The organism is Vibrio gigantis, assembly GCF_024347515.1.
Lineage (GTDB): Bacteria > Pseudomonadota > Gammaproteobacteria > Enterobacterales > Vibrionaceae > Vibrio > Vibrio gigantis.
Genome location: NZ_AP025492.1, coordinates 562,727 through 584,708, shown reverse-complemented (window position 1 = coordinate 584,708; position 21,982 = coordinate 562,727). Strand labels below are relative to the sequence as shown.

Genomic DNA, 21,982 nt, shown 5'->3' with positions numbered 1-21,982 from the left:
ACTCCTTAAATCAAAAACATGGGGGGATAAATTGGCAATACAGAAAACGAGATTATTGCTCTAAACGTTGAAGCAGTTGTGCTGGCGGTAAGTAACCACTCACCAACTCACCACTTTCTAATACAATAGCTGGCGTGCCATTGATACCAAGCTCACGGCCTAGTTGGTATTGTTTTGCGATGATCTGTTTCTGCTCAGCAAGGTCTTTGCCTGATGCAGGCATCTGACGTTCTACTTTCGCATTGTGCATTGCGGCTTTTGGATCATCTGATGCCCAAATTGCTGCCATTTGGTCTGCAACTTGACCCGTTCCACCTTGGCGCGGGTAAGCCATGTAACGAACGGTAATACCTAAGTCGTTGTAGCCCTGCATTTGGCTGTGCAGACGAACACAGTAGCCACAAGTAATATCAGTAAACACAGTCACAACGTGCTTTTCGTTATCCGCTTTATATTCGATAACCGTATCTGACAGTGCTGCTACTTTTTCAGCATTAAGCGGCGCTTGTCGCTCAGCCAATACATCACTGAATTTGCCGTTCTCATCCAAAGAGTAAAGTGTGCCCGCTAGAAAGTGATCACCTTTTGGAGAAGAGAAGATAATGCCGCTGTTGGTTTGAATCTCTAGCAGACCATCGATGTCTGAAGGAACGATCTTATCAACTTTGATACCGATTTTTTCAAAACGCTTAGTTAACGCTGCTGTATCAATCGCTTGAGCTGGAGCAACTTCTGCGGCTGTTGATGTTTGTTCTACTTTCGCTTCTGATGCATTACATGCAGTAATCATCAAAGGAAGCGCTAATAGAGGAAGACGGCGTAATACGCTCATTAAGTTCACCTTAAAAATAAATGGATTTAAGCACGAGGGTGATGCTGCGCGTGAATTTGCTTCAGCCTTTCAGTCGCCACGTGAGTATAAATTTGGGTTGTCGATAAGTCACTATGCCCAAGCAACATCTGTACGACCCTGAGATCGGCGCCATAGTTCAGTAAATGCGTCGCAAAAGCGTGTCTTAATACGTGCGGTGACAACAATTCAGTATCGATACCTGCGATAACCGAGTAATGCTTAATACGGTACCAGAACGTCTGACGGGTCATTTGCTTGGCGCGCTTACTTGGAAAAACCACATCTGAACTGTTTTCACCAAGCAACTGTGGGCGACCTTGTTCAATAAATGTCTCGATCCAATCCACGGCATTTTCGCCCATTGGCACCAAGCGCTCTTTGCCACCCTTACCAATAACACGCACCACGCCTTGTCTTAGGCTGATGTTTTCCATCGTCAAACTAACCAGTTCAGTCACACGTAAACCGGTTGCATAGAGTAACTCAAGCATCGCCTTATCGCGAAGCTCAATTGGATCGTTCGGATCAGGCGCATCAAGCAGAGCATCAACCTGTTCTTCGCTCAAATCTTTCGGCAAGCGTTGCGGAAGCTTAGGACTGATCAATAAAGCGCTTGGGTCATCCGCTCGGATTTTCTCACGGTGTAAATATTGAAATAGGCGACGAATTGCCGACAACATGCGTGCACGAGAAGTCTGCTTAAAATCAGCGTCGGCTAACCAGCCCTGATAATCTTGTAGCCCTGAAAGGCTAATGAAATCCAGGCGGTAATTGTGCTGTTCCATCCACGTAAGTAGTTTGGACAAATCGGTACGATACGAGACAAGCGTATTCTCAGATAAGCCTCGCTCCATCCACATAGCATCTAAAAACTGTTCAACGAGACCGTGGTCTGCGCTCTGCCCTTGAGGCGACTGCATAGTGTTACTCACAATATTGGAAACTGTTTTGAGAGTATGCCAGAGCAAATATGAATGCCATAAAAATTACGACTTGAGCGGATAATCGCTGCAATCGAAGTCGATTTATGGTTAGAATTCGCCATCTGAAATTAAAATCGAACGTTTGCTATGAAAATTGGATTATTTTACGGCTCAACTACCTGCTACACAGAAATGGCAGCAGAGAAAATTCGCGGCATTATTGGTGAAGACCTAGTTGATATCCATAACGTGAAAGAAACCCCTCTTTCATTGATGGCGGACTACGACCTTTTATTGCTAGGTATCTCGACTTGGGACTTCGGTGAAATCCAAGAAGATTGGAATGAACTGTGGGAAGACATCGCAACCACACCAATGAAAGGCAAGGTAGTGGCTCTGTTTGGTTTGGGTGACCAAGAAGGTTACGGCGAATGGTTCTTAGATGCGATGGGGCTATTGCATGACGAGCTGAAAACCGCTGGTGCAGAGTTTGTTGGCTTCTGGCCAAACGATGACAGCTACGAGTTCGAAGCGTCTAAAGCACTCACCGAAGATCAATCGCAATTCGTTGGTCTGGCGCTTGATGAAGATTCACAATACGAACTGAGCGACGACCGTATCGCAAGCTGGGTAGAGCAAGTTCTGGTTGAGTACAGCGAAAAGCTATAAGCGCACATGCGCTCTCGAAGACCTGTTCATCTAAACACACTGAATACAAAAAGGCCTCATTACTGCGAAGTAATGAGGCCTTTTCTATGTCGAGTGACTATTTAATCTCAACGTAAAGATTAAACCGTCTCTTCTGCCATCTCTTGCTCTGTTGATTTACCAACAAAGAACATACAGATGATTGCTGCAGTTGTTGGTAGTAACCAACCCATGCCGATCTCAAACAGTGGCAGCATCTTAAGTGCAGATACATCAACACCCGCTACTTTAGCACCATCAATTAGAGCAAACAGTAGAGACACTAATACCACCACGCGGTAAGCCGCTTTTGGATTAGGGAAACGACTACGCAAGAACGTCAGAGCAACCAATGCAATCGCGACTGGGTACAGTGCAAACAGTACTGGTACAGACAGAGAAATCAGCTGAGAAAGACCTACGTTCGCTACGGTTGCACAAGCTACACCGTTGATAATTACCCAAGTCTTGTAAGACAGAGGCGTTAGCGAGCTGAAGTAATCAGAACATGCTGATACAAGGCCAATCGCCGTTGTTAGACACGCCAATAATACGATCACAGAAAGTACTAGCTGACCAGAAGGACCAAACAACGATTGAACGTATAGGCTTAAGATAGCGCCACCGTTGTCTGCACCCGCAGCTACTGTTGCACTTGTTGCGCCTAGGAAGAACAGAGAGATGTAAACAAATGCTAGACCCGCTGCAGCAATGCAACCTGCGCTGATCAGATACTTAGTCGTCGCTGCGCGGTCAGTAATGCCCTTGCTGCGGATCGCATCAACAATCAGCATACCAAACATCAAAGAAGCAAAAGTATCCATGGTGTTGTAGCCTTCAAGGAAACCTTTAGTCAGTGGTTGAGTGATGTACTCACCGTGAGCTGCAAGAATATCGCCTTGAGGGTTAACGAATACAGCAATCGCCAGTACAACCAAACCAACGAACAGTGCAGGTGTTAGTACCTTACCAATAACGTCAATAAGCTTACCTTGCGACCATGAGAAGAACATCGCTACTACAAAAAATGCAATCGAAAAGAGAGTTAGGTGAGCTTGAGAGGCATCGATGAAGAACGGTTTCACCGCCATCTCATAGGCAACAAGGCCAGTACGTGGTGCAGCAAATGCAGGACCGATAATGATGAAGATCAGCACAGCCATGATGGTAGCAGCTTGCTTAGGAAGATCTTTAGTTAAGTGACCCCAAGAGCCACCAGCCACAGCGACCGCGACGATAGTGATTAACGGCAGACCAACGGCAGTCAGCAGAAAACCAGACATCGCTGGAAGGAAGTGATCACCAGCCAATTGACCAGCTAGAGGTGGGAAGATGATGTTACCCGCACCTAAGAAAAACGCAAAAAGCATAAAGCCCAATGCCATTATATCTGTTAGTTTTAGACTCTGTTTCACAGATAATCCTTAATTATATTTATGTGTTTATGTTGTGCTTACATGAATGTTACAGCTCAAAGCTGCCAATCAATCTATAAAATAGTCGCGCATAATGACGAAACACTTAGCTAGCTGCAAGTCACCACACAAAAACACCATATAAATTTGCATATGAGAACAAAAAGCAGTTGATTCCACTGGATATGTAAAAATAGTCATAATTATAAACTAACCATAATTCACAACAATAATTAACCAAGCAGAACATTTATTCATACAGATGGTTAACAATAGAGCTAATCACTTAAAATATCTCGATACTCAGAACATTAATGAAAAACAAAACAGTGCAAACTAAAAGCTTCAATTTTAAGCAATTCTCAATTTATGGTGGCCAAAGCGGTATGCCTGTCAGTACCGATGGTGTGCTACTTGGCGCGTGGATAAGCCTGCCACAAAGATCACGTGTACTCGATGTTGGGACAGGAACTGGGCTATTGACCTTGATGACTGCGCAGCGCTTTGAAGATGCTTTAATCTCTGCGATAGATATTGATCAACACGCCATTGATGCTGCCACAGTCAATATTGAACAATCTCCTTGGCAAGATCGTATCGCCCTGCATTATGGCAGTGTGCTCACCACAGATTTTCCTCAAAGGTTTGATGCGATCATCTGCAACCCACCCTACTTCAACTCAGGAGAGCAAGCACAGCAAAGTCAGAGAGCCACCGCCAGACATACCGACAGCTTGGATCATCTGCAACTTGCTAAGCGATGTTTCGAGATAACAACGGAAACCGCTACTTCCAGCTTCATACTGCCAACTCCAGAAGGAGAAGGCTTTATTAAACTAGCCGAGCAATGTGGTTGGTATCTAGCAAAGCGCCTCGATGTGAAAACAACAGACAAGAAACCCGCGAGCCGAATCCTGTTTGAGTTATCTAAAGATCCTGCTTGCGAGCAAGATTTGCAGCGCGAATCACTTACAATTCACCACCAAGTTGGTTATAGCGAAGCATTTATTGCACTCACCAAAGATTTTTATCTCAAGATGTAGTAAATACCATGTGATCCTAATCACTAATGCTTCTATAATGTCCGACTACTCTTTTTTATCGTCTGCTTTTTGAGGCAGAAACATTTATTGCTTGTGGAGAAACAACAGTGATCAGAACCTTTGCAGAACTCGATCTAAACCAAGAGCTGCTTAAAGCAATTGACGAAATGGGCTACGAACGTCCAACACAGATACAAGCTGAAGCAATCCCACAAGCGTTAGATGGAAGAGACGTTTTGGCTTCTGCGCCAACAGGTACTGGTAAAACAGCATCATTTGTATTGCCAGCACTGCAATACCTACTGGATTTCCCACGTAAGAAATCTGGCCCTGCACGTATGCTTATCTTGACGCCAACGCGTGAGCTAGCAATGCAGATAACCGAACAAGCACGTGAGCTTGCTAAATACACCAGCCTAAACATCTTCACGATCACGGGCGGTGTGATGTATCAAGAGCATGCAGATATCTTAAGCACGACTCAAGATATCGTAGTAGCAACACCTGGTCGTTTGATGGAATACATTGAAGGTGAGCGTTTTGACTGTCGTGCGATTGAATGGCTGGTTCTAGATGAAGCCGACCGTATGCTAGACATGGGCTTTGGTCCTGTTGTTGACCGTCTGTCTGCAGAGTGTCGCTGGCGTAAACAAACTTTACTGTTCTCAGCAACGCTAGAAGGTAAAGGCATTGAAGGCTTCACTGAAGACCTACTGAAAAACCCAGCAGAGATCGATGCGAAATCATCACTTCGTGAGCGCAAGAAGATCACTCAGTGGTACCACCGTGCAGACACAGCAGAGCACAAGCTGAACATCCTAAAACACATCATCACAGAGCAAGCTGAGCGCAGCATTGTGTTCTTGAAGACGCGTGATCGTCTAGGTGATCTTCGAGCTCAACTTGAAAGCGCGCAAATCCCATGTGCATGGATCCAAGGTGAAATGCCTCAAGATCGTCGTAACAACGCGATTGCTCGTTTCCGTGACGGTTCTGTAAACGTACTGCTAGCGACTGACGTTGCAGCTCGTGGTATCGACCTTCCAGACGTAAGTCACGTAATCAACTACGACATGCCGCGTACGGCTGACGTATACCTGCACCGCATTGGTCGTACCGCACGTGCTGGTAAAAAAGGTAACGCGGTTTCTATCATTGAAGCGCACGATCAACTGATGATTGAGCGTGTGGCTCGTTACACAGACGAACCAATCAAAGAACGCTTCATCGAAGGCATGCGCCCAACGCACAAGAAAGCGGCGGTGACTAAGAAGAAGAAACCGAAGAAAGAAGATAAAAAAGCGGTAGAGAAACAAAAAATCGCGAAGAAGAAAAAAATCGCGAAGAAAAAGAAAGCAGCAAAGAAGAAATAATCTAACTGCTTCAACGATTCAATAAAAAAGCCCCATGCAGTTCGCTGCATGGGGCTTTCTCTATCTAGTGGGTATCTCGCCATAGAGCGCGACGACCTTTAATCAATAATGTCTAGCTTTGCTCTTCACGCTTGAAGACCAGCTCTTTCGCGTTCGACTCTTCTTCAACGAAATAGTAACCCGCGGTATCGAACTTGGTCAGAGCCTCAACCGAATCGATCTTGTTCTCGATGATGTAACGAGCCATCATGCCACGCGCTTTCTTCGCGTAGAAACTGATGACCTTGTATTGACCATTCTTACAGTCTTTAAATACTGGTGTAATGACTTGACCATCAAGGTTCTTCGGCTTCACGGCTTTAAAATATTCGTTAGACGCTAGATTGATCAACACATTGTCACCTTGAGCATTCAATGCTTCATTCAGCTTGTCTGTGATGATGTTGCCCCAGAACTGGTACAAGTTAGTGCCACGAGCATTGGCTAAGCGTGTGCCCATCTCTAAGCGGTAAGGCTGCATCAAATCTAACGGCTTAAGCAAACCATATAGGCCAGAAAGCATGCGCAGGTGATTTTGTGCGTAATCAAAATCTTCATCCGATAGCGTCTCAGCGTCTAGGCCAGTGTAGACATCGCCCTTAAAGGCTAGGATTGCTTGGCGTGCGTTGTCTTGGGTAAAGGTCTCGCTCCACTGCTCAAAGCGCGCTACGTTCAACCCTGCGATCTTATCGCTGACTTTCATCAATGCAGAAATATCGACTGGCGTCAGCTTACGGCACTCTTCAATCAGCTCAGCAGAGTGTTCAACAAACTCAGGCTGACTAAAGCGTTCAGTCGCTAATGGTGATTCGTAATCAAGTGTTTTGGCTGGAGAAACGACAACTAACATAACTTTACCCTAATCGGTTATCTAACTGGATGCAGCTAGAGTATAGAAAAAACATCAACTTGTCTTTATGACTCTTCCTATTACTTTGATAGGGAGAATGAGCTTCGATAGGGAAAATGAGCTTTGGTAGACAGAATGAGACAAATGACAGGTAAAGAAAAAGGCTAAGGTCGAAACCTTAGCCTTTCTAATCGTTTTAGGATGAGCGGTTTATCGCTCCAACAAAATTACTTCTTGTTGTTGTCCCAAATACCGTCTTCCAGTTGAGACTTAAGCTCAGGGAAGTCATTCGAATCGAATGTCGGTACTTTGCCCGCGTCTAGTTGGCGGTTGTAGTCTTTCGCTAGCTTAATCACGATGCCTGATAGCAGGATAATCGCCACCAAGTTAACAATCGCCATTAAGCCCATTGATACGTCAGCCAGTGCCCATACCGTTGGTAGTGTCGCTAGAGAGCCGAACATAACCATCCCCAGTACAACAATACGGAACAGCACTAGGCCTTTCTTGTTGTTGTGCTCAAGGAAAATAAGGTTCGTTTCAGCGTACGAGTAGTTTGCAATGATTGAAGTGAAAGCGAAGAAGAAAATCGCTACCGCTACAAAGATGCCGCCCCATTCACCAACTTGTGCTGTTAATGCACGTTGCGTTAGTTCGATACCCGTTACTTCACCGTGTGGTACATACTCACCAGACATCAGGATGATTGCTACTGTTGCAGAACAGATAACAATGGTGTCCATGAACACACCTAGCATTTGCACGTAACCTTGTGATGCTGGGTGCGGTGGGTAAGGCGTAGCAGATGCTGCTGCGTTTGGCGCAGAACCCATACCCGCTTCGTTCGAGAACAAACCACGTTTGATGCCGTTAATCATCGCTTGTGCGATTGCGTAACCTAGGCCACCCGCCGCTGCTTCTTGCAGACCGAATGCGCTCTTGAAGATAAGAGCCAGTACTTCAGGCACTTTCTCGATATTCGCGAACATCACGTACATAGCGATCGCTAGGTAAGCCAGTGCCATGATTGGAACGATAATTTCTGCAGTGCGTGCAATCTTACGGATACCACCGAAGATAACGAATGCAGAGATGATTACGATACCAACACCAACGTAGCTACGCTCAAGGTCGAATGCTGTGTTCATTGCGCTTGCAATCGCGTTCGCTTGAACTGCGTTGAATACAAGACCGAATGCAATGATTAGGAAGATAGAGAATAGAACCCCCATCCAACGCATGCCTAGGCCTTTCTCCATGTAGTATGCAGGGCCGCCGCGGTAGTTACCGTCGTTATCACGCGTTTTGTATAGCTGTGCTAGTGTACTTTCTGCAAACGATGTTGCCATACCTAGCATTGCGATTAGCCACATCCAGAAGATAGCACCAGGGCCACCAGCGGTTAGAGCTACAGCAACACCTGCCATGTTACCCGTACCTACACGAGCAGCGAGACTAGTACAAAGAGCTTGGAAAGAAGAGATACCAGCACTGTCTGCTTTACGGCTGTTTCTTAGAACAGAGAACATGTGGCCGAAATGGCGGAATTGAATGAAGCCTAGTCGTACGGTGAAGTAGATACCCACACCAACCAGTAAATAAACTAAGATAGATCCCCAAAGGAGATCGTTCATCAAATTGATTAAGTCTGTCACGTGAACCTCGTAATTGAGTTTAAGCACCGATCATGCTTCCTAGCCTTCCTCTTAATCACCTATGCCTCTGTCAATGTTGTGTCGGCACTCTTGTTATATTCTTGCGGCGATTGAGACTGTAAATGTCGCTTCATGCATCCATTTTACGTATCAGTGTATTTTTTGACGGGCGGATAATGCAGCGAGATGGCCTAAAAATCAATATGCAAATACACTTATATTAAAATGACATTTCACTAATAACACACCTTTTGTTAACACAACTTTCAACAATCTAGCCCAATAAAAGTCACATTGTCGGGACATTATATCAACAACAGTCACAGCACAACCCCAACAAGAACATCATCCTATAAAAACGACGTCAGCCTAGGTTTTACAAGGTATAGTGAAGATCTTCGTTTTTTTCTAGGCCAATGAGATCCCTATACCGCACGGCACCATGTGCACTTCAATGCATTATAGTAAAAACACTATTCTATTCGCACAATGAATTAACATTCAACAGCCCCCAATTTAATCGTTTACTTAGGTTTGTTTGCTTGTTTTTTGTGCATTTAAATTCTCCCAATGTGTGAGCATGCATAAGAAAACAGAACAAAAACTTCATGGATTTGAAACAAATGAGAAACAAATCAAAGTTATTGTGAACCTAAATATGATATTTAATGGTTCGTAAGAACTAGTCCCACGGAAGGAGATATGGCTTATGGATAGCTTTCAATTCGATGAAGTATCAGAACTAGAAATGCCTCGTGTAACTCAAAAATCACGCTCGAAACCACTCAAGCGTAAGTGGCGTGAAATAGAAGCCATCAACGATCGTAGGCAGCTTGAGAAAGAGCTGAGAGAGATGAATCTAGGACTCGATTTTAGCCTTGACGATATAAAGCTTTAATCAGCACGATAAGAAAACAGATAACAAAAGGCACCTATAAAGGTGCCTTTTTGATTTCATCAAGAGACGCTTCATTCTACAAGTCACTTTAGATCCCCTTCCTAAAGGGAATCCACTTCTACTAAAAAGAGAGCAGTATCGAATCGCTAAACACACTCTTGCTCACTTTGTCGCACGCGCGCCGCCAGTTGACGATATTGGTCAGCAATCGTATCCCCAAAGACAGGGTCATCTTCTGGCTGGATCCATTGCGACTCAACTTCTTGCCAATCCTTAACCGAAAATGCTCCGACGATCATTGGTAGCACATGTTTCTCTTCATACTCCATGTGTTTTCGCTGCGCTTTAATAAAGGCTTCAAGCTGCTCAATAAAGACCTGTTGCGGTACCACCGCATCTTGAAGGATCATATCGACGACGCCTAAAAAGTCAGCGGTTTTCTCAGAAAGCAATTGATGCTCTAACTCCAAGTCTTCAATCGCTTGTTGACTGCCATATTGCTGAAGATAATAGCGATAAATGACGTCTTCTTTAGGGTGATGTACTTTGTCTGAATGGTTCATCAAGTAATGAACCACCTCGGCGATCAGGCTATAGTTTATTTCTCGCTCCTGCTTGAGGAACTCTAACTTATTATTGAGTATCGCGAGTAAACGAGCCATATAGCCATGCTCTCGTCTTATCCTTTCAATCATCATAGTATTGCACTCCATTACACCTACTATTTATAAGTGTATACGAAGATGCTGATTTATGATTTGACCCTGCTCAGAAAACCACCAATCTACATTTCTGCGGGTAAGTGCCAGTCGATAGGTTGTTGATTCACAGAAGAAAGCAGCTTATTGGTTGTCGAAAAGTGCTGACAACCAAAGAAACCGCGACGAGCAGACAATGGCGAGGGATGAGGTGCAGTCAGCACGTGGTGCTTGCCTGTATCAATCGCTTGGCCTTTCTTCTGAGCGTGTGCGCCCCACAACAAGAATATGATCGGTTCCGAGCGCTGGTTTAGTTCTGTAATAATGGTATCGGTAAAAGTTTCCCAGCCGCATTTTGCGTGTGAGTGGGCTTTTGCCTCTTCTACTGTAAGTACGGTGTTCAACATCAACACCCCTTGCGATGCCCAAGCATCAAGGTAACCGTGGTTAGGGATCTCAAAGCCCTCTATATCTTGTGCGAGTTCTTTATACATGTTGCGTAGAGAAGGCGGGATTTTAACGCCGGGCAATACAGAGAAAGCCAAACCGTGTGCTTGATTAGCACCGTGATAAGGGTCTTGTCCTAGGATAACAACTCGCACAGACTCAAAGGGCGTCATATCAAAAGCGCTGAATACCTGCTCTTGAGGTGGGTAGATTGTTTTCCCACTATTACGTTGCTGTTCGACATAAACGAGAACACCTTGGAAGTACTCTTTTTCACGTTCGTCATTAATAATGGATTCCCAGGTCTTTGGTACGCTCATCGTTTTACTTCCCAATCATCAAGGTTTCTAGGCTTCGCCAGACAAAAAATAGCTGTATCGGCTAACGGTCCTAAATAAGGCTTTAGGGCGTGTTGACCTTTCGTGGTTAAATTTTGTTCGAGATAAAAGCGTTTTAATCGCGGCGAGGGAGAAATAGCCTAGTCATTCTAAGCAAATCTCCCTCAACAAAGAGTAAAACGCTTTTAGCCGAACCCTCCGGGCAGCGTTTGCTGGTCATTTCTACTGCGTTAGCGGCTTCTCATGTAGGCTAGCTACACGTCAAAGCCTCTGCCTTGTATAAATACCCAGCAACTCACTGCAAAAATCAGCTCGAAAGATCAACACGCCCTATTTATACCTCATACAGCTATCAATAAACATGATGTGTAGGGATCACTTGTTGATGAATCATCTTAATAGGTTCAATTTTAGTTTGTCTCGGCTAGCCACTCTTCTGGGGAGTACGATGGTGACCATGGCTATGGATGTGGCGGTTCGGTGCTGGCAGACGAGCTACAGCATGGACAGTTGAACAAGCACTTGAGGTGTAAGCTATAGAATACATAATGGCACCCTCCTCTATTGTTACAGTGAACTACATATTCAACTAAACACTATGAAAGAAAGATGCCAATTTCGATAAATCGAAGGAAATTAAGTTTCCCCTCTATTATTACGCTTCGCTATTCTCAACCGTTGCTGTGCGGTGAAACATTCTAAGCTGTTGAATTTCCTCTTTCCAAATCGTCGAATCAATCGTTTCTAAGATAAGAGGGATACCATTAAAGCGATAATCCGAGGCAATATACTCAAAACAATCCCAGCCAATTTCACCTTTTCCTAAAGAATGGTGTCTATCAACTCGGCTTGCGAACTCAGCCTTTGAATCATTGATGTGCATTGCTCTTAGATAGTGCATACCCACGATGCGGTCGAACTCAGCAAAAGTATGCTCACACGCCTCTTTCGTACGTAAGTCATAACCAGCAGTAAACGTATGACAGGTGTCTAAGCACACACCAACACGGGACTTATCTTCCACCAGATCAATGATCTCAGCGAGATGCTCAAACTTCCACCCTAAGTTAGTGCCTTGACCAGAGGTGTTCTCAATAACCGCAATAACATCAGGAACTGCTTGATGGGCGAGATTGATAGACTCAGCTATCTTAGCCAAACATTCGCTTTCTGAGATTTTCTTTAAATGACTCCCAGGATGAAAATTAAGTAGCGTGAGACCAAGCTGGTTACAACGCTCCATTTCGTCAATAAAGGCAGCACGTGATTTCTCTAGTTTTTCCTCTTCCGGCGCACCGAGGTTAATCAAGTAGGAGTCGTGGGGAAGGATGTGCTCTGCTGAAAAGCCTAACATTTTGCAGTTGGCTTTAAAGGCGCTAATAGTTTTCGCCTCTAGCGGCTTTGCTGCCCATTGTCTCTGGTTTTTAGTAAACAGTGCGAACGCATTAGCACCTATCTCTCGAGCTCTCATAGGAGCCTGATCAACACCACCAGCTGCCGACACATGAGCGCCAATAAACTTAATATTTGTTTCAGGTTTTGACGATGAAATTTTGTTTGTCATTAAATCACTTCACACTTTCAGAATGCATCATAAATAAAGGGTCATATAGTTTCCGCTCAATAAAAGCACAACAAATGTAGTAAAATTACAACAAATATGACCGTTAAATATTTTTTATACTTTAAAATATTTTGTAATTAGTTTGTTTTCAAAGGTTTTATTGATTTACCTCAAAATAATCACCTTTGTAAAAATATGGTTTTTGGTTGTTTTTTGACTTAAATCAATGTTAACCTCACAAACATTAGGTATATATTACCCAGCTCAATAAAAATCGAAAGTTAACACCATAATCAAACCACATTCAGTGGACTAGGAGATAGTTATGATCCAAGGTATTCAAATTACTAAAGCAGCAAACGACGACCTACTAAACTCAATCTGGCTACTAGACAGCGAAAAAAATGAAGCTCGTTGTGTTGCAGCTACTGCTGGTTTCGAAGCTGACCAAGTTATCCCAGCTGCAGACCTAGGTGAATACGAGAGCCGTGAAGTTGCTATCGAAGCAGCACCACGTATCGAAGGTGGTCAACACCTAAACGTTAACGTTCTTAAGCGTGAAACACTAGAAGACGCAGTTGCTCACCCAGAGAACTACCCACAGCTAACTATCCGTGTATCGGGTTACGCTGTACGTTTCAACTCTCTAACAACTGAACAGCAACGTGACGTTATCGCGCGTACGTTCACTGAGTCTCTATAATCTCAGAAACTAGAGTGTTAAAGATTTAAAAAGCTTGGTCAGAGATGGCCAAGCTTTTTTCGTTTTTATGCTGCTCACATTTGCCTATACATTGGCTATGGCGCATTTCGCTGAGAAGGATCTTTAGTGAAGGCTTTTGCTAACGTCGTTGGATCCATCTTGTCTCTCTGTAACGCTGCACCTTGTGCCCACCATATCAACTGATGAAAGGTTCGGTTCATGTATTCATCCCATCGAGCTTGCTCTGACTCTTGGGCAACATAACCCTCTTCATCAAAGACTTCTTGCGCTTTAGGTAGATGAATCATCGCAGAAACCGGTAAACAACCGAGTTCAGACAAGAAGGTACGCATCGAAACCGATGCTCTTGCCCCGCCCCACTGCCCAGCAGAATACGTCACAATCGCACTCGGCTTATACGAAAATAGCGAGCTACCAAAATGATTAAGAATATTGGCCAATGCTGGGCTCATTGAATGATTGTATTCCGGGCTGACCATCACGTAGCCATCAGCTTTGGCAATCTTGTCCGCTAACTCAGCAAGGTGTGCAGGTACTTTGGATCGATGATACGAAAACTCAGGCTTAAACACATCACCAAAGTCGTAATTCAATGGGTCAATAATCTCGACCGTATGCTCTGAATATTTATCCACCAGTAACTTTGCACACGCTTTGCTGACTCTCATCCCTAATCGAGCTGGTCTTGGTGGTGTGCTATCACGTACAGAGCCAAGAAAAATCAAAAAATTCATACTATTCCTTTTCGTTTTGCTCTAGTTAAAGAAGTAAGCTTACTTAAATCCATTTACACTTAAATAAAGCTTACTTTAAATACACTCAGGCAAGAAAAAAGGTGAATGATTACTCATTCACCTTTTCTTATCGATCTAAGTTCTACGCTTTACGTTTCTGAAAAATTACGCAGGTTGAACTCGGCGAAGCACTGCTTTTAGCGCTTCAAAATCGTTATCAAGATCTTCAGACAACAACTCCATCGCCGCGTGTTTTGCTAGTGGGCCAGGTAGTTCGATATCAGAACCTAGGATGTCATCAACCACTTCTTTGAACTTCGCTGGGTGTGCTGTACACAGGAACAAGCCAGTTTCATTCTCTTGCAGTTGCTCTTCCAATAGACGGTAAGCAATCGCACCATGTGGTTCACATAGATAACCTTGTGCTTTTAGATCGCGTACTGATTCAGCGCTCTGTTCGTCAGATACCTTACCTTTGCCTAGTGTATCTAAACCCCAACCTTTCAGTTGGCAAAGCTCTTCGATACGAGGCCAGTTGTTCGGTTGACTTACATCCATCGCGTTTGATGTTGTCGCAACGGTCGGTTTTGGATCCCATTGCCCTGTTTCTAGGTAACGAGGAACCGTGTCATTTTCATTAGTTGCAGCAATGAAACGCTTAACTGGTAGACCAAGCGCTTTCGCTAATAGACCAGCTGTTAGGTTACCAAAGTTACCACTTGGTACAGAGATAACCAGGTTTTCACGCTGTTCTTTAGTTAGCTGAGAAGCCGCTTCAAAGTAGTAACAGATCTGAGCCATCAGGCGGCTGATGTTGATAGAGTTTGCCGAGTTAAGGCCAATCTCTTTACGCAGTTCAGCGTCATCAAATGAGTCTTTCACTAGAGCCTGACATGCATCAAAGTCGCCATCAATCGCAACAGTGTGGATGTTCTTACCTAGTGTACAGAACAGCTTCTCTTGCAGAGGGCTGATCTTGCCTTTCGGGTAAAGAATCACAACGTTGATGTCTTCCATACCGTAGAAAGCATGCGCAACCGCCGCACCAGTATCACCTGATGTCGCCGTTAAGATAGTGATTTGACCACCATCTGAAACTGCCGCTAAAGATTGAGCCATGAAACGGCCGCCGAAATCTTTAAATGCCAGTGTTGGGCCGTGGAAAAGCTCAAGTGCGTAAACGCCGTCTTTTACTTGGTTGATTGGTGCAGGGAATTGGAACGCTGCATCCACCATTTGATCGATCTGCTCTTTCGGTAATTCATCACCGATAAGTGCCGATAATATCTTTGAACTACGAGGGACAAAGTCCTCTGCTAGCAGCGCATCGATATCATCAAACTTTGGTAGTTCTGATGGGAAAAATAGACCTTGATTACGGCCTAAGCCTTGACGAACGGCTTGGCCAAAAGAGACTTGTTCATCATTTTCTTTGATGTTGTACAGTTTCATAACTCACTTCCTGTAACGATCGAACCTTGCTTATCTAGGCGACAAACGTGAACGAATCCTTCTTCATTTTGTACGTAATTTTGTTCTAACCAGCGTGCAACACGCTCGGCGACATCTTGTTCTTTGCAAATGCTAAATAGAGTTGGGCCACTACCAGAAATACCAGTAGCCAGTGCACCAGCCGACAACGCATATTTACGAGCGTCAGCAAACCCTGGAAGCAGTTTCTCACGATATGGTTCAGCGATCACGTCTTTGATCATCTTCGCTGCCAGTTCAGGTTGGCCTGAGTGGCACGCATGGATAAAGCCCGCTAAGTGGCGACCATGAGCAATGATATCCTGACGGCGGTACTGAGATGGTAAGATCTCTCTCGCTTCTGCCGTTGAAACCTTAATACCCGGATAAGCCATTACCCAGTACCAGTCATCAAAACACGGTACTTCTTGGCTAATGATGCCTAACTCTTCAAGCATTAATTGCACGCCACCAAGGTAACATGGCGCAACGTTATCGTAGTGAATACCGCCTGAAATCTTACCTTCCATCTCGCCCATCAGAGCAAGCAGTTCAGTTTCATTCAGTGGCTGACCGTGAAAACGGTTTAGCGCATCAAGCGCCGCTACGATTGAACATGCACTTGAACCTAAACCAGAACCAATGGGCATGTTCTTCTCTAGCGTCATCTCTAGAGGCTTAACTGATATACCTTTCTTGTCTAACTCGCGAGAGAACACCACCCAACAGTCGTAGACGATGTTTTCTTTCACTTCAGTCGGCAGCTTAGAAACAAAGCTGCCTGCTGTTTTAAGTGAGAATGGTTTATCACCTGCTGTAACCATAACTCGGTCACCCAGCAGTGTGCCATCCACTGGAGACACAGCGGCCCCCAGCACATCAAACCCTACACTGACATTACCGATCGATGCAGGAGCATAAACGACAACATCCATATCACTTGAACTCATTCCTAAACTCCTAATTTCCAACCAAGAGTACGCATCACATCAGAGAATACGCCTGCTGCTGTCACTTCAGTACCAGCGCCGTAGCCACGAAGTACTAGCGGAATTGGTTGGTAGTAACGGCTGTAGAATGCCAGCGCGTTCTCGCCATCTTTAATCTTGAACATTGGATCGTCGCCATCAACAGCAGCGATACGAACCTTACACTTACCATCGGCGATCTCACCAACATAACGAAGTACTTTGCCTTCTTCTGCTGCGATAGCTGACTGCTCTTGGAAGTAAGCATCCGCTTCTGGCAAGCGAGCCATAAACTCTTCAACCGTACCTGAATCATCAAAACCCGGTGGAAGTGCTTGGTCTACTTCAACGTCTTCAAGTTCAAGTGCCATGCCTGCTTCACGAGCAAGGATAAGTAGCTTACGCGCAACATCCATACCAGATAGATCATCACGAGGATCCGGTTCAGTAAAGCCGTTGTCTTTAGCAATGTTGGTTGCTTGGCTTAACGTCATACCTTCATCAAGCTTACCGAAGATGTAAGACAGTGAACCTGAAAGAATGCCGTTGAATTTCTCAAGTTCATCACCTGCAGAGATTAGGTTCTGTAGGTTTTCGATTACCGGTAGACCTGCACCTACCGTTGTTTCGTACATCAGCTTACGACGTGAGTTACGTGCAACTTCACGCAGCTGATGGTAGTAAGCCATGCTTGCTGTGTTCGCTTTCTTGTTTGGTGTTACCACGTGGAAACCAGCCGCTAGGAAATCAGCGTACTGTGCTGCGATATCTTCGCTAGAAGTACAGTCAACCAATACTGGGTTGATGATGTGATTACGTTGAACCAGAGCCGCTAAGCGCGCTAGGCTGAACTCTTCTGTCGCGCTCGACATACGATCACGCCACTGTTCTAGTGGTAAGCCGTCACTGTCTAGCAATAAGCCTTTACTGTTTGCTAAACCACATACGCGAATCACGATGCCTTTTTCAGCCAGTTTACCTTGCTGACGTTGAATCTGATCAACAAGCTCACCACCAACACCACCCACACCCACAACGAATACGTCAAGGAAGTGCTTAGAGTTAAATAGGTTCTCGTGGCAAGCTTTGATTGCTTCTGAAATTTTATCTTCAGGGATAACCGCAGAGATAGCACGCTCAGATGAACCTTGTGCAATCGCAACAATGTTAACGTTCACTTCAGCTAAAGAAGAGAAGAACTGAGAAGCAACGCCGCGTGAAGTACGCATACCGTCACCCACTAGTGTTACAATCGCAACGTCGTCCATGAACTCAACTGGCTCTAATAAGCCATCTTTAAGTTCAAGTTCAAATGCTTCTGATAGCACTTGCTTAGCTTTTAACTTGTCAGCCGATTCTATACAGAAGCTGATGCTGTACTCAGAAGAAGATTGAGTAATTAGAACAATAGACACGCCAGCTGAAGACATCGCGCCGAATACGCGGCTCGCCATGCCTACCATGCCCTTCATACCAGGGCCTGATACGTTAACCATCGTTAGGTCACTTAATGTAGTGATGCCTTTGATTGCTAGATTATCTTCGCCAGTGTCTTGACCGATCAAAGTGCCAGCTCCCTGTGGGTTAAAGCTGTTTTTGATCAGACAAGGGATGTGGAATTGTGCGATAGGCGCAATAGTTTTCGGGTGTAGAACCGAAGCACCGAAGTAAGAAAGCTCCATCGCTTCTTGGTAGCTCAATGACTTAAGCAAACGGGCATCGTCAACTAAGCGCGGGTCACAATTGTAAACGCCATCGACGTCCGTCCAGATTTCACAGCAATCAGCACGTAGACACGCCGCTAACACAGCTGCGGAGTAGTCAGAGCCATTACGACCAAGCGTGACTAGCTCACCTTTCTCATTACCAGCAGTAAAGCCAGGCATGATGTTAACGTGGCCTTTCGGAAGTGGTGACTGTTGGAAGTTCTGAGTAGAGACATCCACATCTACCATCGCTTCAAGGTGATCGCCTTTAGCGTATAGGTATTGCACTGGATCAATCAGGCTGGCTGGTTGGCCTTTTGCTTCAAGTACCGCTTTCATTAACTGGATAGAGATTCGCTCACCTTTGCTGATGATGCGGGCATTAACGTGGTTCGGGCACATACCCAGTAGGTTGATGCCGTTCACGAACTGCTTTAGCTGAGCAAGAGAAGTATCAACCTGCTCTTGGAACGCAGCACCATCAATAGAAGGTACAACCGCTTTAATCTCTGCAAACAGCGCAGTAAATGAAGATTCGATCTCTGTGATTTGTGTGTCAGCTTCACCATTTTTCAGTGCAGCTTCAATAACAGCGACCAACTTATTAGTTGTTTTTCCTGGAGCCGATAGTACAACGGCTAGCTCTTCTTGCTGGGCATTATTAGCGATGATATCAGCCGCTCGTAAAAAACGATCTGCATCAGCTAATGATGAACCTCCAAACTTTAAAACGCGCATCCCTTTCTCCATAAGTCATAAAAATGGTACAAAAAAAGGCCTGTATCTTGTTGGATACAGGCCTTTTTTTTAAAATCCGTTACTTAGCAGCCTGCCCCAACAATGTTAATGTCGGTAATAATAATGGTTGTGGTCATTACTAGGTGGCTTACGTGCTGCATATCAAATTCTCTGCTTGTGCTTTACTCTACGTGTATCAATTTTTACCACTAGACGTCAATGAAAAGTTGCGTTTTTTTTACATTCACACCGTTTTTCAGAGCAAACCGTCATTTAAGGGATAAAACACCCTGTATACACCTGTAATTCAGATCGTGGATTTATCCTATAAACACTCAAGAGTGATTAATTGCATATATAGTCATAACAAAATGCTATATCGATTGTGCGGCGAGCGTACAAATTCTGTGCTTTAATTGAACGATAACGTTCGAAAAGCAATAATAATGACATCAGGAGTGGGAAGTGAAGAGATTACTTATTCTTTTAGCCTTGGCTATGCCTGTTGTTTGTTCAGCGAACAGTTTACCTCTTCTAAATAGTTTGCCTCTGCTTCCCGGTCAAATAGATCGCTCTTCTCATAAATTTTTTATCTCCACCCAAAACGCATCGAATGAAAGCTTCGATACTTGGAAAATAGACAGTGGCTATTCATATAGCTTGTTTTCGGATGTGGATCTTTATGTCGGTACACGTATCAATAGTGCTGCACTGAAACAGGAAAGCGGATTCTTGAGTGGTGTCAGTTATCAGTTCTCAGAAAGAGTCTCTTTCAACAGTTCTCTACACACCTATAAAGATGAAACCGAAGACAATGAGAAATCGGTGGCCGCAGAAGTTTCTAGCCGAGTACAGCTGACCGACAATTTAGATTTGCATGCCACTCTTGATTATGAAGAGTGGCAGCAAGGTGTTGAAGTGGGATTAGGGTTTCGCTTCTAATCCAATTAACTTGATATCGATGAATATGTTACGTATTCAAGCCTCTTTTATTCGTTACGTACCACTTATGATTCAAGCAATAGCTCAGATGAAATTAACACACCATTCCAATCTGCATAAATGTAATCCCCAGGCTGAATCAGTTGATTGTGTATAGAGAGCGTGACATTCACTTGGCCTACGCCACGCTTCTCCGTCTTGAATGGCGATGCACCCAATGCCTGAACACCAAGATCCATTTGCGACATCATGCCAACATCACGCACAGCACCGTTTACAATCACTCCTTCCCAGCCATTTTCTATTGCGAGAATCGCGAGCTGATCACCAAGCAGCGCCTTCTGGCATGAACCATTCCCGTCAACAACAAGCACTTTGCCACAGCCGTCTGTCTCTAAAACCTCGCGAACCTTGGAATTATCGTGATAACAACGAACTGTTACAATTTTTCCAAAGAACGCACCACGTTGACCGAAGTTCTGTAATGGCATATTCAGTAGGGTGACTTTGCTTTCAAACTCATCACACAAGTCAGGTGTTATATCGTGCATATATCCTCCGTGAGTAAGGCGCTACCTGTTAAGTCAGGTGAGCCTCTATGCTTTTATATGTTATTAAAATTAATCCTTTGTTTTCATTGTTCTATGCTCAATTTATTACTCAATAAAAGTTGATTGAGCATATTTATCTACTAGACTCTTAGGAAAGCTTTCAGCTTCCTTGGTTAATAATCCGGTCTTTAGCAACCGAGATGTGCGAAATATCTCGAATAATCATTCTTGTTTTGGTACTAAATAGTCACCATAACATTGGTTAAGTTGTAGCCATACTATTAAAGTTTGTTGCGATACGGCAATTGATGTAAATCAACAAACTGAATGGAATTAACATTCTCGCGTTGTTAGCATGCTGTTAACATTATAGAATCCTCTGCAATCACTAAAAGAATGATTGAAAGGCGTACTGGATCTACGTTATTGGGCAATACTTCAAGGAAGGCAGATAGCTGGAAGTAAGTGTTTTTTTGAAAACTTTAAGTTATCATCAAAAATACATTACCTGTATGTTATGTTTTTGCCTAGAATTTATTCTATTAGCACAGTTTCGTCACAAATTTAGGTACCGCCAAATGCAAACCCCGCAGATTCTTATCGTTGAAGATGAGCAAGTAACTCGTAACACTCTAAAGAGTATTTTTGAAGCAGAGGGATATGCTGTTTTTGAGGCTAGCGACGGTGAAGAGATGCACCAAGTGCTATCTGACAACCAAGTTAACCTTGTAATTATGGACATCAACCTTCCAGGTAAGAATGGTCTACTACTTGCGCGTGAACTACGTGAGCAAGCAAACGTAGCGCTTATGTTCTTAACTGGTCGTGATAATGAAGTTGATAAGATCCTTGGCCTAGAGATCGGCGCTGATGACTACATCACTAAGCCTTTCAACCCTCGTGAACTGACTATCCGTGCACGCAACCTTCTGAACCGTTCAATGAGCACAAGCTCTGTTCAAGAAGAAAAGCGCAGCGTTGAGAAGTACGAGTTCAACGGTTGGGTACTAGATATCAACAGCCGTTCTCTGGTTAGCCCAGATGGCGAAGGCTACAAGCTACCTCGTTCAGAGTTCCGTGCTCTACTTCACTTCTGTGAGAACCCTGGTAAGATCCAAACACGTGCAGACCTTCTTAAGAAGATGACTGGCCGTGAGCTTAAGCCACACGATCGTACTGTAGACGTAACAATCCGTCGTATTCGTAAGCACTTTGAATCTGTTTCTGGTACGCCAGAAATCATTGCAACGATTCACGGTGAAGGTTACCGCTTCTGTGGTGACCTAGAAGACTAATTCGATTGGCGTTTCTGGTCGTTTAACACTCGGTGTTTTTAACAGTAGAAGCGCAATCAATAGTTATTAAA

Annotated in this window: 21 protein-coding genes, 1 pseudogene and 1 other annotated feature; of the genes and pseudogenes, 8 read left to right on the top strand and 14 right to left on the bottom strand. The window is 44.3% G+C overall.

Going from position 1 to position 21,982, the window contains the following annotated elements; genetic code table 11:
* Positions 1-52: 52 nt before the first annotated feature.
* Positions 53-832 (bottom strand): thioredoxin fold domain-containing protein, encoded by a 780-nt coding sequence (locus tag OCV56_RS02630; protein WP_086712434.1) that lies wholly within the window; start codon positions 830-832, stop codon positions 53-55.
* 26 nt (positions 833-858) lie between these two features.
* Positions 859-1,773, bottom strand: coding sequence for a site-specific tyrosine recombinase XerD (xerD, locus tag OCV56_RS02625; protein WP_086712433.1), 915 nt, complete (start codon positions 1,771-1,773; stop codon positions 859-861).
* 150 nt (positions 1,774-1,923) lie between these two features.
* Here xerD and fldB point away from each other — a divergent pair, with 150 nt between their 5' ends.
* A complete protein-coding gene (fldB, locus tag OCV56_RS02620) occupies positions 1,924-2,445 on the top strand; it encodes a flavodoxin FldB (RefSeq protein ID WP_019820572.1) in 522 nt (173 codons plus the stop codon).
* A gap of 119 nt (positions 2,446-2,564) precedes the next feature.
* Here fldB and brnQ read toward each other — a convergent pair whose 3' ends face one another.
* Positions 2,565-3,878, bottom strand: a complete 1,314-nt coding sequence (gene brnQ, locus OCV56_RS02615; RefSeq protein ID WP_048662678.1) for a branched-chain amino acid transport system II carrier protein — start codon at positions 3,876-3,878, stop codon at positions 2,565-2,567.
* A gap of 314 nt (positions 3,879-4,192) precedes the next feature.
* Here brnQ and OCV56_RS02610 point away from each other — a divergent pair, with 314 nt between their 5' ends.
* Together OCV56_RS02610 and srmB are read left to right on the top strand one after the other, a co-directional pair.
* Positions 4,193-4,921: a tRNA1(Val) (adenine(37)-N6)-methyltransferase gene (locus OCV56_RS02610; protein ID WP_086712432.1), complete on the top strand. Its 729-nt coding sequence runs from the start codon at positions 4,193-4,195 to the stop codon at positions 4,919-4,921.
* Positions 4,922-5,028: 107 nt separating this feature from the next.
* Positions 5,029-6,294 (top strand): ATP-dependent RNA helicase SrmB, encoded by a 1,266-nt coding sequence (gene srmB / locus OCV56_RS02605; RefSeq protein WP_048658056.1) that lies wholly within the window; start codon positions 5,029-5,031, stop codon positions 6,292-6,294.
* 112 nt (positions 6,295-6,406) lie between these two features.
* Here the strand turns inward: srmB and yaaA are convergent, their stop codons facing one another.
* Entirely contained in the window at positions 6,407-7,183 is a 777-nt protein-coding gene (gene yaaA / locus OCV56_RS02600) for a peroxide stress protein YaaA (RefSeq protein ID WP_086712431.1), read from the bottom strand.
* A 227-nt stretch (positions 7,184-7,410) separates the two neighbouring features.
* Positions 7,411-8,838 (bottom strand): alanine/glycine:cation symporter family protein, encoded by a 1,428-nt coding sequence (locus tag OCV56_RS02595; RefSeq protein WP_032545312.1) that lies wholly within the window; start codon positions 8,836-8,838, stop codon positions 7,411-7,413.
* 709 nt (positions 8,839-9,547) lie between these two features.
* Between OCV56_RS02595 and OCV56_RS02590 the strand changes: the two genes are divergently transcribed.
* Entirely contained in the window at positions 9,548-9,736 is a 189-nt protein-coding gene (locus OCV56_RS02590; protein ID WP_017059319.1) for a DUF3545 family protein, read from the top strand.
* A 146-nt stretch (positions 9,737-9,882) separates the two neighbouring features.
* Here the strand turns inward: OCV56_RS02590 and OCV56_RS02585 are convergent, their stop codons facing one another.
* From OCV56_RS02585 to nfo, 4 genes are all read right to left on the bottom strand, one after another.
* On the bottom strand, positions 9,883-10,434 hold the full coding sequence (locus OCV56_RS02585) for a hemerythrin domain-containing protein (protein WP_086712430.1): 552 nt from the start codon (positions 10,432-10,434) through the stop codon (positions 9,883-9,885).
* Between the two features lie 86 nt (positions 10,435-10,520).
* Positions 10,521-11,201: a uracil-DNA glycosylase gene (ung, locus tag OCV56_RS02580; RefSeq protein WP_086712429.1), complete on the bottom strand. Its 681-nt coding sequence runs from the start codon at positions 11,199-11,201 to the stop codon at positions 10,521-10,523.
* A gap of 442 nt (positions 11,202-11,643) precedes the next feature.
* Entirely contained in the window at positions 11,644-11,766 is a 123-nt protein-coding gene (locus OCV56_RS02575; RefSeq protein ID WP_261901418.1) for a hypothetical protein, read from the bottom strand.
* 108 nt (positions 11,767-11,874) lie between these two features.
* Entirely contained in the window at positions 11,875-12,783 is a 909-nt protein-coding gene (gene nfo, locus OCV56_RS02570; RefSeq protein WP_086712428.1) for a deoxyribonuclease IV, read from the bottom strand.
* 325 nt (positions 12,784-13,108) lie between these two features.
* Between nfo and grcA the strand changes: the two genes are divergently transcribed.
* On the top strand, positions 13,109-13,486 hold the full coding sequence (gene grcA, locus OCV56_RS02565) for an autonomous glycyl radical cofactor GrcA (protein ID WP_004739575.1): 378 nt from the start codon (positions 13,109-13,111) through the stop codon (positions 13,484-13,486).
* A 95-nt stretch (positions 13,487-13,581) separates the two neighbouring features.
* Here the strand turns inward: grcA and OCV56_RS02560 are convergent, their stop codons facing one another.
* From OCV56_RS02560 to thrA, 4 genes are all read right to left on the bottom strand, one after another.
* Positions 13,582-14,241 (bottom strand): NADPH-dependent FMN reductase, encoded by a 660-nt coding sequence (locus tag OCV56_RS02560; RefSeq protein WP_086712427.1) that lies wholly within the window; start codon positions 14,239-14,241, stop codon positions 13,582-13,584.
* Positions 14,242-14,406: 165 nt separating this feature from the next.
* Positions 14,407-15,693 carry a threonine synthase gene (thrC, locus tag OCV56_RS02555; RefSeq protein ID WP_048618257.1) on the bottom strand — a complete coding sequence of 429 codons (1,287 nt, stop codon included), beginning with the start codon at positions 15,691-15,693 and terminating at the stop codon, positions 14,407-14,409.
* Positions 15,690-16,646, bottom strand: coding sequence for a homoserine kinase (thrB, locus tag OCV56_RS02550; protein ID WP_086712468.1), 957 nt, complete (start codon positions 16,644-16,646; stop codon positions 15,690-15,692). The genes thrC and thrB overlap by 4 nt, the downstream gene beginning before the upstream one ends.
* A 17-nt stretch (positions 16,647-16,663) precedes the next feature.
* The gene (gene thrA, locus OCV56_RS02545) at positions 16,664-19,123 is read right to left on the bottom strand and encodes a bifunctional aspartate kinase/homoserine dehydrogenase I (protein ID WP_086712426.1); all 2,460 of its coding nucleotides are present in this window, start codon (positions 19,121-19,123) and stop codon (positions 16,664-16,666) included.
* A 29-nt stretch (positions 19,124-19,152) separates the two neighbouring features.
* Positions 19,153-19,271, bottom strand: a sequence feature (Thr leader region).
* Between the two features lie 317 nt (positions 19,272-19,588).
* Between thrA and OCV56_RS02540 the strand changes: the two genes are divergently transcribed.
* Positions 19,589-20,065: a ribonuclease regulator gene (locus OCV56_RS02540; protein WP_081090517.1), complete on the top strand. Its 477-nt coding sequence runs from the start codon at positions 19,589-19,591 to the stop codon at positions 20,063-20,065.
* A gap of 65 nt (positions 20,066-20,130) precedes the next feature.
* On the opposite strand, the gene OCV56_RS02535 is transcribed toward OCV56_RS02540, so the two are convergent.
* Positions 20,131-20,616 (bottom strand): putative 4-hydroxy-4-methyl-2-oxoglutarate aldolase, encoded by a 486-nt coding sequence (locus tag OCV56_RS02535; protein ID WP_060983054.1) that lies wholly within the window; start codon positions 20,614-20,616, stop codon positions 20,131-20,133.
* 47 nt (positions 20,617-20,663) lie between these two features.
* Here OCV56_RS02535 and OCV56_RS02530 point away from each other — a divergent pair.
* Both OCV56_RS02530 and arcA read left to right on the top strand, forming a co-directional pair.
* Positions 20,664-20,765 (top strand): annotated as a pseudogene (locus OCV56_RS02530) (ribonuclease activity regulator protein RraA); the annotation flags it as partial.
* A gap of 429 nt (positions 20,766-21,194) precedes the next feature.
* Complete coding sequence (gene arcA / locus OCV56_RS02525; protein WP_004741534.1) at positions 21,195-21,911, top strand: two-component system response regulator ArcA; 717 nt, start codon at positions 21,195-21,197, stop codon at positions 21,909-21,911.
* The last annotated feature ends 71 nt before the right edge of the window (positions 21,912-21,982 follow it).